Source organism: Citrobacter sp. Igbk 16, from assembly GCF_028069755.1.
Classification (GTDB): Bacteria; Pseudomonadota; Gammaproteobacteria; order Enterobacterales; family Enterobacteriaceae; genus Citrobacter.
The window spans coordinates 33,595-47,150 of record NZ_JANEWJ010000035.1 but is presented as its reverse complement, the minus strand read 5'-3'; the positions used below and the strand labels follow the sequence as shown (position 1 = coordinate 47,150).

Annotated in this window: 16 protein-coding genes; 10 read left to right on the top strand and 6 right to left on the bottom strand. The window is 52.1% G+C overall.

Features of this window, described 5'->3' with window-relative positions; all coding sequences use genetic code 11:
• The first annotated feature begins 384 nt into the window (after positions 1-384).
• From NNO03_RS19315 to ydhT, 6 genes are all read left to right on the top strand, one after another.
• Positions 385-1,011, top strand: coding sequence for a ferredoxin-like protein (locus NNO03_RS19315; RefSeq protein WP_005122832.1), 627 nt, complete (start codon positions 385-387; stop codon positions 1,009-1,011).
• Between the two features lie 120 nt (positions 1,012-1,131).
• Positions 1,132-3,234 (top strand): aldehyde ferredoxin oxidoreductase, encoded by a 2,103-nt coding sequence (locus tag NNO03_RS19310; protein ID WP_137383452.1) that lies wholly within the window; start codon positions 1,132-1,134, stop codon positions 3,232-3,234.
• A gap of 9 nt (positions 3,235-3,243) precedes the next feature.
• Complete coding sequence (locus NNO03_RS19305; protein WP_271450267.1) at positions 3,244-3,912, top strand: YdhW family putative oxidoreductase system protein; 669 nt, start codon at positions 3,244-3,246, stop codon at positions 3,910-3,912.
• 64 nt (positions 3,913-3,976) lie between these two features.
• A complete protein-coding gene (locus tag NNO03_RS19300) occupies positions 3,977-4,645 on the top strand; it encodes a 4Fe-4S dicluster domain-containing protein (RefSeq protein ID WP_271450268.1) in 669 nt (222 codons plus the stop codon).
• On the top strand, positions 4,642-5,427 hold the full coding sequence (phsC, locus tag NNO03_RS19295; protein ID WP_115643466.1) for a thiosulfate reductase cytochrome B subunit: 786 nt from the start codon (positions 4,642-4,644) through the stop codon (positions 5,425-5,427). The genes NNO03_RS19300 and phsC overlap by 4 nt, the downstream gene beginning before the upstream one ends.
• 3 nt (positions 5,428-5,430) lie before the next feature.
• Positions 5,431-6,243, top strand: coding sequence for a protein YdhT (gene ydhT, locus NNO03_RS19290; RefSeq protein WP_271450266.1), 813 nt, complete (start codon positions 5,431-5,433; stop codon positions 6,241-6,243).
• A 9-nt stretch (positions 6,244-6,252) separates the two neighbouring features.
• Here the strand turns inward: ydhT and NNO03_RS19285 are convergent, their stop codons facing one another.
• Genes NNO03_RS19285 through NNO03_RS19270 form a run of 4 tightly spaced genes read right to left on the bottom strand, consistent with a single transcriptional unit; the run spans position 6,253 to position 9,358 of the window.
• Positions 6,253-6,930, bottom strand: a complete 678-nt coding sequence (locus tag NNO03_RS19285) for an amino acid ABC transporter permease (protein WP_271450265.1) — start codon at positions 6,928-6,930, stop codon at positions 6,253-6,255.
• On the bottom strand, positions 6,920-7,705 hold the full coding sequence (locus tag NNO03_RS19280) for an amino acid ABC transporter permease (protein WP_271450264.1): 786 nt from the start codon (positions 7,703-7,705) through the stop codon (positions 6,920-6,922). The genes NNO03_RS19285 and NNO03_RS19280 overlap by 11 nt, the downstream gene beginning before the upstream one ends.
• Positions 7,705-8,523 carry an amino acid ABC transporter ATP-binding protein gene (locus tag NNO03_RS19275; RefSeq protein WP_271450263.1) on the bottom strand — a complete coding sequence of 273 codons (819 nt, stop codon included), beginning with the start codon at positions 8,521-8,523 and terminating at the stop codon, positions 7,705-7,707. The genes NNO03_RS19280 and NNO03_RS19275 overlap by 1 nt, the downstream gene beginning before the upstream one ends.
• A gap of 1 nt (position 8,524) precedes the next feature.
• The gene (locus NNO03_RS19270) at positions 8,525-9,358 is read right to left on the bottom strand and encodes an ABC transporter substrate-binding protein (RefSeq protein WP_271450262.1); all 834 of its coding nucleotides are present in this window, start codon (positions 9,356-9,358) and stop codon (positions 8,525-8,527) included.
• A gap of 248 nt (positions 9,359-9,606) precedes the next feature.
• Between NNO03_RS19270 and NNO03_RS19265 the strand changes: the two genes are divergently transcribed.
• Together NNO03_RS19265 and NNO03_RS19260 are read left to right on the top strand one after the other, a co-directional pair.
• Positions 9,607-9,786 (top strand): hypothetical protein, encoded by a 180-nt coding sequence (locus tag NNO03_RS19265; protein WP_005122845.1) that lies wholly within the window; start codon positions 9,607-9,609, stop codon positions 9,784-9,786.
• Positions 9,787-9,903: 117 nt separating this feature from the next.
• On the top strand, positions 9,904-10,797 hold the full coding sequence (locus tag NNO03_RS19260) for a LysR family transcriptional regulator (protein ID WP_271450261.1): 894 nt from the start codon (positions 9,904-9,906) through the stop codon (positions 10,795-10,797).
• A gap of 46 nt (positions 10,798-10,843) precedes the next feature.
• On the opposite strand, the gene NNO03_RS19255 is transcribed toward NNO03_RS19260, so the two are convergent.
• Both NNO03_RS19255 and NNO03_RS19250 read right to left on the bottom strand, forming a co-directional pair.
• Positions 10,844-10,984 (bottom strand): hypothetical protein, encoded by a 141-nt coding sequence (locus NNO03_RS19255; RefSeq protein ID WP_003832695.1) that lies wholly within the window; start codon positions 10,982-10,984, stop codon positions 10,844-10,846.
• A gap of 92 nt (positions 10,985-11,076) precedes the next feature.
• Positions 11,077-11,808 (bottom strand): FadR/GntR family transcriptional regulator, encoded by a 732-nt coding sequence (locus NNO03_RS19250; protein ID WP_271450260.1) that lies wholly within the window; start codon positions 11,806-11,808, stop codon positions 11,077-11,079.
• A gap of 193 nt (positions 11,809-12,001) precedes the next feature.
• Here NNO03_RS19250 and NNO03_RS19245 point away from each other — a divergent pair, with 193 nt between their 5' ends.
• On the top strand, positions 12,002-12,907 hold the full coding sequence (locus NNO03_RS19245; protein ID WP_271450259.1) for a 2-dehydro-3-deoxygalactonokinase: 906 nt from the start codon (positions 12,002-12,004) through the stop codon (positions 12,905-12,907).
• On the top strand, positions 12,894-13,541 hold the full coding sequence (locus tag NNO03_RS19240; protein WP_271440806.1) for a 2-dehydro-3-deoxy-6-phosphogalactonate aldolase: 648 nt from the start codon (positions 12,894-12,896) through the stop codon (positions 13,539-13,541). Before NNO03_RS19245 ends, NNO03_RS19240 begins: the two co-directional genes overlap by 14 nt.
• The last annotated feature ends 15 nt before the right edge of the window (positions 13,542-13,556 follow it).

Genomic DNA, 13,556 nt, shown 5'->3' with positions numbered 1-13,556 from the left:
ATTATATATCGATTGACATATAACACAGTATTTGTGATTGCACTCCCAATTATTTTTCATGCATATGAAATGTTATTTCAATCTCGCTTAATGATAATAAATATCACTCCACATTAATTATTTTCCTTCCGATTTTTAATTGATAACGATCAAGGTTACAGGGGGGGAATAACCACATTATTTATCCGCCTAACCCTAAAGGATTATACCCGTGTTTAGGGTATGGATTGATTCAGTTTAACCACCGTCATCTGTGCGATCAGGTTAGGGCAAAAATTCACGTGTTGTTGGCAACATTTATGGCCGATTTGACCTGATCTGCATTCATTAAAATTAGCCTGGATCTGTTGCTACTACAGCGTTTGCGAAGAGGATGCGAAATAAATGAACCAGGTTGATCGTCCATTTTTAGATTGTGGTTTAACGCGGCTTGAGTTTCTGCGTATATCAGGGAAAGGTCTGGCAGGATTAACGATTGCCCCCGCTCTGCTATCCCTTTTGGGTTGTAAGCAGGAAGATATCGACAGCGGCACCGTCGGACTTATCAATACGCCGAAAGGGGTGCTGGTGACTCAACGGGCTCGCTGTACTGGCTGCCACCGCTGTGAAATTTCCTGTACTAATTATAACGATGGCGCTGTTGGCACCTTCTTTTCCCGCATCAAAATTCATCGTAACTACTTCTTTGGCGATGATGGAGTCGGGTCCGGTGGTGGGTTGTACGGCGATTTAAACTACACCGCAGACACTTGCCGTCAGTGTAAAGATCCCCAGTGCATGAAAGTCTGCCCGATTGGCGCAATTACCTGGAAACAGGAAGACGGTTGCATTGCCGTAGATCATAAACGCTGTATTGGCTGCAGTGCCTGTACCACGGCCTGCCCATGGATGATGGCGACCGTTAATACCGTAACGAAGAAATCCTCAAAATGTGTTTTATGCGGGGAATGCGCTAATGCTTGTCCGACTGGGGCATTAAAAATTATTGAGTGGAAAGATATTACTGTTTGATGGATAGCAGGGCTGCCTGATACGCGTCATTTATTGCCAGAAAATCGCAGTTTTTGAATAAAAGAACTGCCTGAAAGGTGGCGTGTATATCTATCGGACCTTCTTGCAAAGGAAAACATGATGGCTAATGGTTGGACAGGTAATATTTTACGGGTCAATCTCACCACGGGTAATATCACCGTTGAAGATTCCAGTAAATTTAAGAAATTTGTCGGTGGGATGGGCTTTGGCTATAAAATTATGTACGACGAAGTCCAGCCAGGCACCAAACCTTTTGATGAAGGAAATAAACTGGTTTTCGCGACCGGGCCGCTAACCGGTTCGGGTGCACCCTGCAGTTCTCGCGTCAATATCACCTCATTATCGACATTTACCAAAGGCAATTTAGTGGTCGATGCCCATATGGGCGGTTTCTTTGCCGCACAAATGAAATTCGCGGGTTACGACGCCATTATTATCGAAGGGAAATCACCTTCTCCGGTCTGGATCAACATCAAAGACGATAAGGTCAGCATCGAAAAAGCGGACTTCATATGGGGTAAGGGTACGCGCGCAACCACCGAAGAAATTTGCCGTATCACCAGCCCGGAAACGTGCGTTGCAGCTATTGGTCAGGCGGGTGAAAACCTCGTTCCGCTTTCCTGCATGATTAACAGCCGTAACCACAGTGGCGGGGCCGGCACTGGCGCAGTCATGGGGTCGAAAAACCTGAAGGCCATTGCGGTAGAGGGGACCCAGGGGGTCAATATCGCCGATCGCAAAGAGATGAAGCGGCTTAATGACTACATGATGACCGAGCTTATCGGCGCCAACAACAACCATGTTGTGCCGAGCACGCCACAGGCCTGGGCTGAATACTCTTCACCGAATTCGCGCTGGACGGCCCGCAAAGGGCTGTTTTGGGGCGCGGCGGAAGGAGGGCCAATTGAAACGGGGGAAATTCCACCGGGAAACCAGAATACTGTCGGTTTTCGTACCCATAAATCCGTGTTTGATCTCGGCCCTGCCGCTGAGAAGTACACCGTCAAAATGAGTGGCTGCCATTCATGTCCAATTCGCTGTATGTCGCAACTCAATGTTCCCCGTGTGAAAGATTTTGGTGTGCCGAGTACCGGCGGGAATACCTGCGTGGCGAACTTTGTACATACCACTATTTTCCCGAATGGGCCGAAAGATTTCGACGATAAAGACGATGGGCGCGTCGTAGGAAACCTGGTTGGCCTGAACCTGTTCGATGATTATGGTATTTGGTGTAACTACGGTCAGTTGCATCGTGACTTTACGTACTGCTACTCCAAAGGCGTCTTTAAGCGGGTGTTACCTGCGGCAGAGTATGCAGAGATCCGTTGGGATCAACTGGAAGCAGGCGATCCGAACTTTATCAAAGATTTCTACTATCGACTGGCGCATCGTGTGGGTGAACTCAGCCACCTGGCAGATGGCTCCTACGCGATTGCAGAACGCTGGAATTTAGGCGAAGAGTACTGGGGTTACGCGAAGAACAAACTGTGGTCGCCGTTTGGTTTCCCTGTTCACCATGCGAACGAAGCCTCGGCGCAGGTGGGGGCGATCACCAACTGTATGTTCAACCGCGACTGTATGACGCACACCCATATCAACTTTATCGGCTCCGGTTTACCGCTGGCGCTACAGCGCGAAGTGGCGGGCGAACTGTTTGGTTCACAGGATGCCTACGATGAAACCAAAAACTACACCCCGATTAATGCCGCCAAAATCAAATACGCCAAATGGACGCTGATGAAAGTCTGTCTGCACAATGCGGTTACGCTGTGTAACTGGGTCTGGCCAATGACGGTTTCGCCACTGAAGAGTCGAAACTATCGCGGAGACCTTGATCTGGAAGCGAAATTCTTCCAGGCCGTAACGGGGGATGAAACAACGCAGGCTAGTCTGGATTTGGCCGCGGAGCGCATTTTTACCCTGCATCGTGCTTATACAGTCAAGTTGATGCAAACCATGGATATGCGTAATGAACACGACCTGATCTGCTCCTGGGTGTTCGATAAAGATCCGAAGATCCCGGTCTTTACCGAAGGGACTGACAAGATGGACCGGGAAGATATGCGTCAGTCGCTTACGATGTTCTATCAGGAAATGGGCTGGGACCCGGCGTTGGGCTGCCCAACTCGCGACACCCTTCACCGCCTCGGCCTTGAGGATGTGGCAGCCGACCTGGCTGCACACAATCTGTTGCCGGCGTAAGGAACGCAGATGACGTACGTGAGTAACGACCTGGCCGCTGCAGAGGATGCGCATGGTGACAACGTGGATAGCCAAAAAAGACAGTGGCTGCACGCGTTACACCAGCCTGTCGCACACCGGAGTTCGTCATTAATTCAGGAACCCACCAGCCCAGAGTCGATAGTGGCGGATTTTATCCGCCAGCATTCTGCTTCAGGTCAATTGGTGGCACGCAGCGTGTTTCTGTTGCCACCTTATTCGGTTCCTGAAAGTGACCTGGCTACGCTGCTGGACGCGATGTGTCAGCACGCATCCGACGCAGATATTACCTGTATCCAGGGCTCAGAGGATACCTACTTCTACTCGACGCAAACCATGACGGCAAACTACGCCGAGATGTGTGTGCAGGTGGTGGAAAATGATATCTGCCGTGCCATTGCAGAAGCGGTACGTTTTGACTGCCAAACGTATCCTCGCCCCTATAAGGTCGCCATGCTGGCGCAGCCGCCATACCACTTTGAACCTGAGCAGGTTACGGCGGCGCTCACGGCCATGGAAACGCATCCTGATTATGCAGACATACGTGCTGTGGAATCGTCGAATGCGGAACCTTATCTGTTTAGCGAGCGCTTTATGAGTTACGGCAAAGCGTATGGCCTGTGCGAATGGCTTGAGGTTGAGCAGTATCAGAACCCCTGAATTTTTCAGGTTGATGTCATGGAACGTGTGGACGATCACTGTCACAGCATTAGAGGATAACCCGATGTCCTTCACCCGACGAAAATTTGTCATTGGCATGGGGACGGTGATTTTTTTCACCGGCCCAGGCCAAAACCTGTTAGCGAGTACGAAGAGTACTAAAGACGTTCGTTATGTCATGATCCACGACGAATCATTGTGCAACGGATGTAATATTTGCGCCCGAGCGTGCAGGAAAACGAATCATGTTCCTGTTCAGGGGAGTCGTTTATCGATAGCCCATATCCCGGTAACGGATAACGATAACGAAACGCTGTATCACTATTTTCGTCAGTCCTGTCAGCATTGTGACGATGCCCCCTGCATTGAGGTGTGTCCTACCGGTGCTTCCTGGCGAGATGAAAACGGGATTGTGCGAGTCGATACCTCTCGTTGTATTGGCTGCAGTTATTGCATTGGCGCATGCCCGTATCAGGTACGCTATCTCAACCCACAAACCAAAGTGGCGGATAAATGCGACTTCTGCGCCGAATCACGTCTGGCGAAAGGTTTCCCGCCAATCTGCGTCAATTCCTGTCCAGAACATGCGTTGATTTTTGGCCGTGAGGACAGCCCGGAAATTCAGACCTGGTTACAGGAAAACAAGTACTACGAATATCAACTTGCAGGCGCCGGGAAGCCCCATCTGTATCGTCGGTTCGGTCAACATTTGATTAAAAAGGATAATGTATGAACGCGTCGCAGAATGCCGAACAGTTTCACGCACAGCTTGCGCAGTACGTCCCGATGTTTTCGCCGGATTACTGGCCCGTCTGGCTAGTTTTCGCCGGGTTAATGCTGGTGGGGATGTGGCTGGTGCTGGCGCTCCACGCAATGTTGCGCTTTCGTTCAGCGAATAAAGCGTCGGCAGGACACGGAGAGAAGGTCTATTTATACTCGAAAGCTGTCCGTTTGTGGCACTGGTCGAATGCGCTGTTATTTCTGCTGCTGCTGGCCAGCGGCCTGCTAAACCATTTCACCGCGGTCAGTGCCCCAGTGATGAAAAGCCTGCTGACCGTGCATGAGGTCTGTGGCTTTTTGCTGCTTGCCTGCTGGATTGGTTTTGTCCTGATTAACCTGATTGGGGGGAACGGACATCATTATATTATTCAGCGTCAGGGCTGGATCGGCCGGGCGCAGAGGCAGACGCGATTCTATCTGTTTGGCATTATGCAGGGCGAAGCGCATCCATTCCCGGCATCAACGCGTTCGAAATTCAATCCGTTACAGCAGGCAGCGTATGTCGGCGTGATGTACGGTTTGCTGCCGCTACTGCTGATCTCCGGGTTGCTATCCCTGTACCCACAGGCTGTGGGCGATCTGTTCCCTGGCGTACGTTACTGGTTGCTGCAGGCGCACTTTGCACTGGCGATCGTGAGCGTGTTTTTCATTTTTGGGCATCTTTATCTCTGCACGACAGGACGCACTCCGGGCGAAACCTTTAAGTGCATGGTGGATGGCTATCACCGGCATTAAGAGATGATGATTACTCGTGGTGACTTACGGGCCTGGCGCGTCGGGCCCGTGATGTATCGCTGGTTTCTGCGTGCGTTTCCTGAGGGAGGCAGCTATGCGGAGGTGCACCGTGCACTCCAGCTGGAAGGGTATAGTGACTGGGCAGATAGCCTCGTGGAATACGGCTGGTCAAGATGGCAGGATGAAGAGAATTTTGTCCAGCAGGATATCTGTGCGATGGGCCGTGCTGTCTGTCCGCAGACGGCAGACGACATCGGTAAACAATTGGCGAGTGCGGCTGATGGCGACAGTCTCGGTAGCGCGGGTGATAACATCAAAATCGTCAGCGCCGGGTACGCTGCGCAGATTGCCAGTGCAGGTTACAGCGCACGTATTGGCTGCGTGGGTTATAACGCTCATGTTGCCAGCTCCGGTGAGCGTGGTCGTATTGCCATCGCGGGAAACTCCACACGTGTCAGTAGTGTGGGAGGCGGTACACGGATGGCCAGCACGGGTATGCGGGTGCGCATCAGTTCGCTGGGTGACAGAAGTCGTATCGCCAGCAGCGGTGATTTAACCCAGATAGCCAGTTTTGGCGCAGAGTCGAAAATCGCCAACTGCGCGGACAACGTGCAGATCATGGCTAACGGGGAAAACACCGTTATTGCCAGTACTGGCGTGGTCGATTCGATAATCCTCGGCCCCGGTGGATGCGCGGCGCTTGCCTATCACGACGGTAAGAGAATGCGTTTTGCGGTGGCTATTGAGGGGGAAAATAACATTCGCGCAGGGGTGAAGTATCGGCTCAACGAAGACCATCAGTTTGTGGCATGTTGAGCCGTGGTGCTATTTCAACGCGAACCGGCGCTGAGTGATCTTCTCCAGGCTAAAGCACAGCAGGTAATAGACCAGTCCGGTAAAGACAAAAATGGCCGCCGGGTAAATTTGTACCCGGCTGTTAACCTGACCCGCCACCGTCGTGAGCTCAGGCACGTTGACGATAAACGCCAGCGACGTATCCTTGAGTAGCCCGATAAAAATCCCCGTTAGCGAGGGGAGTACGTTGCGCAGAACCTGCGGCAACAGAATGAACCCGAGCGCCTGGAGTGGGCTAAATCCCTGAACGACTGCCGCATCATACTGACCGACAGGCAATGCAGTTATGCCTGCGTACACGGAATGCATCACCGAAGCGGCGGTAAACCAGGCCAGTGCCAGTGTGACGGTTATGGCTCCCGGTAAATCACTGCCTGTGAGCATGGGTAACAGATACCACATCCAGAAAATCACGAAGATTAACGGAATACCACGAATAAACTCTGCCCAGATAAACAGCCCCTTACGTATCGCCCCAGGAAAACGCCAGGCACAGCAGGCGAGTGCGATCCCGACGGGAAGCGCCAGTACCGCTGCGCCAATCGCCATCAGCAGCGTGAGCAGAACGCCCCCCGGTTGACCCTCTGCGACCCGCCCCCACAGGAGGTAGTCCAGATTGTCGGTAATAACCGAAATATTAGCGATCATGCTGTAGGCTCCTGAAACGAAATATGCCTGTTTTACGCGCCAACGGTTTACCTGCTGCAGGTACAGGGCCAAGACGGGTTAACAACATCCCCAGCACAATACCGGTCAACAGGTAGAGTGCCGTGCCGACGGCAAAGGCTTCCAGCGCATGGGCGTTATAGCTTTCAATTTGCCGCACCTGGTACGTCAATTCGGCAAAGCCAATGCCGCTGGCTAATGAAGACAGCTTCATCAGATTAAGATATTGCCCCACAATTGGCTGCCAGGCATTTGCCAGCCCCTGAGGGAGCAGGATGTGACGGAAAGTCGCCCATGACGAAAACCCCTGTGCTATGGCTGCCTCGCGCTGCCCACCAGACACCGCCTGTAAACCGGAGGTGACCTCTTCGACCAGAAAGGCCGAGGTAAAGACACCCAGCCCCCATGCGGAGCAGAGAAACTCCGGCGTTAACCACCAGACATCTCCTGGCAGAATGGACCAGGCGTGTTCCGCATTAATGAAGGTAATCACGTCGCGAGGAAGGAGATTCCACGCAGCGAAGTACCAGAACATCAGCTGAACCAGTAAAGGGGTATTGCGAAAAACAGAAACCCACACGCTGACCACGGTGGTCGCAAAGCGGTGTCCTGTCAGGCGCAGGCTGAGCAGAAAGATGGCAAATACCGTGGCGAGTACCACGCCGGCTAGCGTGACCCAGAGTGTGGTCAGAAAACCGGAGATTATCCATTGCAGAGGTTGCCCGCTCAGCACCCCCTGCCAGTCCATTGCATGCATTATAACGATGACTCCTGGTGTAACGGGTCGAGCACTTTTTTCAGAAAACGTTGGGTCCTGGGGTGCTGAGGACGTGTGAAAAACGCCTCAGGAGGTGCGACTTCGAGAATATCGCCGCCATCAATAAACACCACACGATCGGCAATCTCCCGGGCGAAATGCATTTCATGCGTTACGACAATCATGGTGATGCCGCTATGGGCAAGACTCTTCATTACCTGCAACACTTCGCCGATCATTTCTGGATCCAGCGCGGAGGTGGGTTCATCGAACAGAATGATTTGCGGTGAGGAGGCCAGGGCGCGGGCGATGGCAACACGTTGTTGCTGTCCGCCGGAAAGTTGGGCGGCATATGCATCGGCTTTTTCGGCCAACCCTACCTGTTCCAGCAGTTCAAGTGCCCGTTGCTCAGCATCCGCTTTTTTCCAACCGTGAACATATTCCAGCGCCAGTGTGATGTTCTGCTGTGCTGTCAGGTGGGCGTAGAGATTAAATTGCTGGAATACAAAGCCAATTCGGCTGCGAAGCTGACGCAATGCGGGGCCGCGCAGCTGACCGATGGGTTTGTCATCAATAAAAATATCGCCGCCGCTCAGTGACTCCAGTTGGTTGATCAGGCGAATTAGCGTCGATTTTCCTGAGCCAGAAGGCCCGAGAATGGTGACGACTTCGCCCGGTTCAACCGACAGGCTGACGCCGTTAAGCACGGTATGATTGCCATAGTGTTTTATGACATTACGCAGTTCAACACGCGCTTGGCGCAGATGCGTAAAATCCGCAGCCGAAGCTGCGGGACGATTAAAAAGGCCTGAGAGCATATTACTTCGCTTCTATTTTGAAGGCGCGGGGCTGTGGATTTTTGGTTTGCGGACCAAACCAGACGTCATAAATTTTGGCTGCCTGCCCGGTAGACTCGAGCTTTAATAGCTCGTCGTTCACGGCCTTTAACAGTGCAGGTTCACCTTTTTTCACACCCACACCAATTTCTTCTTTGCTCAACAAGTCGGGCAAAATTTTGAAATCTGCTTTATCCGGCGCACCGCCTAACAACCCTGCCAGAATGGTGCTGTCCTGGGTGATCGCCTGGACATTACCATTACGCAGTGCGGTTAATGCCAGCGGAATATCGTCATAGGCCAGCACACGTGATTGTGGAAAACGCTGGTGCAACGCCTGCTCACCTGTCGTCCCTTTAACTGCGCCGATACGGGCCTTGCTGTAGTCATCAAGCTTATCCGGCGATTTTGCCGGAACGAGGAATTGCTGCCCGGTAACGAAGTAAGGGGCGGAGAAATCGATAACCTGTGCACGCTCAGGTGTAATAGTGATATCCGCTACGATTAAATCGGCCTTACCGGATTGCAATAACGGAATACGGTTAGCCGGATTGGTGGCGATCAGTTCCAGTTTAACGCCAAGTGATTTAGCCAGCGCTTCAGCGAAATCAACGTCGTAGCCGACAATCTTATGCGTTTTTGCATCAATAGAACCGAACGGTGGATTGGCGTCAAAGGTGGCGATTTTTACCACACCTGCGGCTTTGATATCTGCCAGTTGATCGGCCTGAGCATTTGACGCGGCAATGCCTGACGCCAGCAGGACACTGAGTGCCAGCCATGTTTTTTTTGTGCTGTGAATTTTCGTTGCCATCATTTTCTTTGAATCCCTGTTGTTTTGGTTTGTGCTTTTTACGCTCCCATAACTTGTGGCGGTGACCAAATAAGAAAAAATTCTTATCTATATACAAAATGATATTAGTGAAAGGGGTGTTAATTACGGGTGAAAATAATGAAAAACTGAAATGCAAAATAGTGCACAACGTTGGCAAAAATTCGCATTTCATTTTTTACGCATTCTGCGTTGGAATACGTTGTGTCCAACAGACAGAGGCGGTGGAGAAGATGAACGGGGTTAAATATCTTTGGTTGCGTATCAAGAATCGACATCCACAGACGCCACAGCATAGTGCGGAACGAAATCTTCAGCGTGTTGTGGAGTCTGTTCTTCCTGTCGCCAGCCTGTATGGGGTGGATATCGCCAACATTGATCCGGAGTGGTTCCGTGATAAAACAACACGCTGAACTTCGCCTGACGCGCGAAATGTACTGGAATGAAGTGTGCAAAATAAGCAGAAATACTACTGAATCCCTATTCTGACCTGTAACATACGACAAAACAGGTCTGGATTGGGAACAAGCATGCTGCGTGATAATTTTAACGATCTCTATTATCTCATTGTCGTCGCCCGTGAACGCAGTTTTACCCGCGCCGCAGCGAAGCTAGGGGTCTCGCAGTCAGCATTAAGCCATGCCATTCGCGGGCTTGAGGAGCGACTGGATGTCAGACTGTTGACCCGTACCACGCGAAGCGTCGCGCCAACCGAAGCCGGAGAACGGCTTATCAACAGTATCAGTCCGCGTTTCGATGACATTGAGACGGAGCTATTGGCATTAACCGATATTCGTCAGCGTGTGGCGGGTAATATCCGTCTGACGCTCGGGGAACATGCGTTGCAATCGACAGTCTGGCCTGCACTACAGCCGTTTTTGCAGGCGTATCCTGATGTAAATGTGGAAATGACTATCGACAATAGCCTGACGGATATCGTGATGGGACGCTATGATGCCGGTATCAGACTCGGTGAGCAGGTGGCCAAAGATATGGTTGCTGTCAGGATCGGTCCCGACTGGCGCATGGTCGTGGTGGGGGCACCCGCTTATTTTGCCCGCCATGGCAAACCGCAAACCCCACACGATCTACAGAATCATAACTGCATCAATATGCGCATGCCGACCCTCGGTGGGCTGTATGCCTGGGAGTTTGCCAGGAATGGGCAGGATCTCCGCGTGCGGGTAGAAGGGCAGCTTATTTTTAACAATCTTCCACCGCGTATCAGTGCGGCAATTTCGGGCATGGGCCTGGCTTTTGTACCGGAAGATACCGTCGAACAGGCGGTAGCAGAAGGGGCGTTGGAAAAAGTACTGGAAGACTGGTGTGAACCTTTTCCCGGTTATTACCTGTACTATCCCAGCCGTAGACAACATACCGCGGCCTTTGCACAGCTGATTGAAGCGTTGCGTTATACGGCGTGAAGCGCAGGCTGACTAGAAAAAAACCGGCATTGCGCCGGTTCAGAAATTAGATTTTGCAGGCATCGCCGCAGTCGTTATCAGCAATAATTTCCTGCGCTTTTTTGTCCGCATCTTCCAGACGTTCAGCATTACGCTCTTGTGCTTCTTCCAGTCCATCAAAGACCAGATTATCGAGATCAATTTCCATCATTCACCTGCTCAGGTTCAGCGTTTAACATCGTTCCATTATATTGCAAAAATGTTGCTGAACAGCAGCGATTATTGCTACTAAGCATGTTCTTATACCAGGTCGGCGTATTTTTCCGGCAGCGTATCCCACAGATGGCGGTTCGCGGCGCTGAGAATAATATCGCGCATACATTCCCTGGCCGTCACGCCTTGACGCAGGCGTATCGCTTCCAGCAGCAGACGGTGCTGCTCAACAGCGTGCTCGGTTTCCCGCACCGAGGATTCCTGCGTCTGTTTAAACGACAGCATCATGGCGGCGGAAAGGGCGTTGCCAATCGACATTAAAAACGGGTTATGGCACGACTTCAACAGCGCTGTGTGAAACGCCAAATCCCCTTCCTCAAACAGTGCAATTTCATCTTGTTGTTGCCCGCGCGACATCAGCGTCCAGGCCTCTTCAATCGCGGCCAGATCGCGCGCAGTTGCGTTGGCGGCAGCCAACGCGGCAGCGTTGGGCTCGAACATCAGACGGGTGACGACCAGCTGTTCTGCGACATCAGGCGAGATACCCACTTCTTCCATCCAGCCCAGCACATCCGTATCCAGAAAACTCCAGAGTTCGCGTGGGTTGACCGTACTGCGACGTTTAGCCTGAATCGACAGTAATCCTTTCGCCGATAAAACATGCAGTGCGTTTCGTACAGAAGTACGCGATGCAGAGTACTGCACGGCTAGCTCATTCTCGCCGGGGAGCATCTCCCCATCGCACAGGGTGCCGCGGAGGATTTTCATTGCCAGATCACGCGTGATCGTTTCGGAGATGGTGGCCAGGGAAGTCGTCATTGTTCGCCTTGAAAAATAGAGGGTTGCCCATTGTACGCATAAAACAAGGCGTTATGTATACAAGGAAGCATCACTTGTCCCTTCAGATAACACAATTATACGTTTTGTTTCACTTCACGATCGTGCTCACAGATCACTTACATAAAATTAACTACATTCTTGTCATACAAGATTTAATAATTGGGGTTACAAGATGAAATGGGAATGGATTGCGGTTGACTGGGGAACCTCAAATTTCCGGGCGTGGTTGATGGCAGGAGATGACGTGCTGGATAAACGTAGCGCCAACTGCGGACTGCTCCATGTCAAACAAGGTCAATTCGATGGCACGCTAAAAATGCTGCTGGGTGAGTGGGTGACTAATGCAGCTCCGACAATAGCGATGGCCGGAATGGTGGGTTCGCAGCAGGGCTGGTATGAGGTTGACTATTGTCCGCTTCCTGCCAATGCCGACAGTTTGCTTGCCCACAGCAAAACGTTCACGACCTCATGGGGAAGTGAGGCGTGGATTGTTCCTGGTTTGCGAGCGTCACCTGCTGGCGGCATACCGGACGTGATGCGTGGCGAAGAGGTTCAGTTGCTGGGGCTGGCGATACTGGAAGATATTGCGGATTTTCAGGCAATTTTACCGGGTACGCACAGCAAACATGTAGCGGTCGAGAATAGGCAGATTACTGATTTTTCGACATATATGACCGGTGAGCTTTTTCAGGTATTGATTTCTCACTCGTTACTTGGCCGCGGTCTTCCTGATGCGGTGATCGATGACAGTGCATTTCTACTTGGGGTAGAGGCATCCCAGCGTCACGCGGCGCTAAGCCAACTCCTTTTTTCCACTCGAACGCGGCGACTTTCAGGTGAATTACCTGCTGAATCCGTCAGTGATTATCTCTCCGGATTATTGATCGGTACAGAGTTCGGCGCTGACTGTCGCGGGCTTGTCTGGCTGGTGGGGAGTGCGGCGCTAACTCGCCGCTACCAGTTGGCGGCAACGGCGTTGGGTATTAAGACACGCTGCATTGATGGCGATTGCTGTTTTATCGCCGGAATGCAGTCCCTTCAACAACGGCTAACAGAGAAACACCATGGACAGTTTTGACTTTGCCACGTTGTGGCAGAAAACACCGCTTCCGATGATCGCCATTCTGCGCGGTCTGACACCTGAGGAAGCACCGGATATCGGGGATGTACTGCTGGAGGCCGGCTTCACCTGGCTGGAGGTTCCGCTAAATTCCCCGCGAGCGCTCGATTCTATCACGCTGCTACGTGAACGCGTTGGCGAGCGTGCTATCGTCGGGGCGGGTACGGTACTGACGGCGGCGCAAGTTGATAGCGTTGTCGATGCGGGCGGGCAAGTGATTATCTCGCCGAATATGAACACCTCGGTCATCCGCCGTAGCAGGGAGCGGGGGGCGATTAGCTTACCCGGTGTGATCACCCCAAGCGAGGCGTTTACGGCGCTGGATGCCGGAGCCAGCGGGCTGAAGTTTTACCCTGCGGAAATGATCTCCCCGGACATACTGCGAGCTATGTGCGTGGTCCTACCGCCTCACGTGATTTGCATGCCGGTCGGCGGTGTTTCAGCCGAGGTTCAGCAGTTGCAAAACTGGATGTCGGCGGGGGCAAAAGGCTTTGGCTGCGGGGGTGGTTTATACCGTGCGGGCACATGCCGTGAACAGGTTATGCATAACGCGCTGGCCTATGCTCAAGCCTGGCAACAGGTAAATACCTGAGCGTCGCGCCAATAA

Bases quoted from the DNA above. Each gene is read 5' to 3' on its own strand.
- NNO03_RS19315 (WP_005122832.1), top strand. From the start codon at position 385: ATGAACCAGGTTGATCGTCCATTTTTAGATTGTGGTTTAACGCGGCTT.
- NNO03_RS19310 (WP_137383452.1), top strand. From the start codon at position 1,132: ATGGCTAATGGTTGGACAGGTAATATTTTACGGGTCAATCTCACCACG.
- NNO03_RS19305 (WP_271450267.1), top strand. From the start codon at position 3,244: ATGACGTACGTGAGTAACGACCTGGCCGCTGCAGAGGATGCGCATGGT.
- NNO03_RS19300 (WP_271450268.1), top strand. From the start codon at position 3,977: ATGTCCTTCACCCGACGAAAATTTGTCATTGGCATGGGGACGGTGATT.
- phsC (WP_115643466.1), top strand. From the start codon at position 4,642: ATGAACGCGTCGCAGAATGCCGAACAGTTTCACGCACAGCTTGCGCAG.
- ydhT (WP_271450266.1), top strand. From the start codon at position 5,431: ATGATGATTACTCGTGGTGACTTACGGGCCTGGCGCGTCGGGCCCGTG.
- NNO03_RS19285 (WP_271450265.1), bottom strand. From the start codon at position 6,930: ATGATCGCTAATATTTCGGTTATTACCGACAATCTGGACTACCTCCTG.
- NNO03_RS19280 (WP_271450264.1), bottom strand. From the start codon at position 7,705: ATGCATGCAATGGACTGGCAGGGGGTGCTGAGCGGGCAACCTCTGCAA.
- NNO03_RS19275 (WP_271450263.1), bottom strand. From the start codon at position 8,523: ATGCTCTCAGGCCTTTTTAATCGTCCCGCAGCTTCGGCTGCGGATTTT.
- NNO03_RS19270 (WP_271450262.1), bottom strand. From the start codon at position 9,358: ATGATGGCAACGAAAATTCACAGCACAAAAAAAACATGGCTGGCACTC.
- NNO03_RS19265 (WP_005122845.1), top strand. From the start codon at position 9,607: ATGAACGGGGTTAAATATCTTTGGTTGCGTATCAAGAATCGACATCCA.
- NNO03_RS19260 (WP_271450261.1), top strand. From the start codon at position 9,904: ATGCTGCGTGATAATTTTAACGATCTCTATTATCTCATTGTCGTCGCC.
- NNO03_RS19255 (WP_003832695.1), bottom strand. From the start codon at position 10,984: ATGGAAATTGATCTCGATAATCTGGTCTTTGATGGACTGGAAGAAGCA.
- NNO03_RS19250 (WP_271450260.1), bottom strand. From the start codon at position 11,808: ATGACGACTTCCCTGGCCACCATCTCCGAAACGATCACGCGTGATCTG.
- NNO03_RS19245 (WP_271450259.1), top strand. From the start codon at position 12,002: ATGAAATGGGAATGGATTGCGGTTGACTGGGGAACCTCAAATTTCCGG.
- NNO03_RS19240 (WP_271440806.1), top strand. From the start codon at position 12,894: ATGGACAGTTTTGACTTTGCCACGTTGTGGCAGAAAACACCGCTTCCG.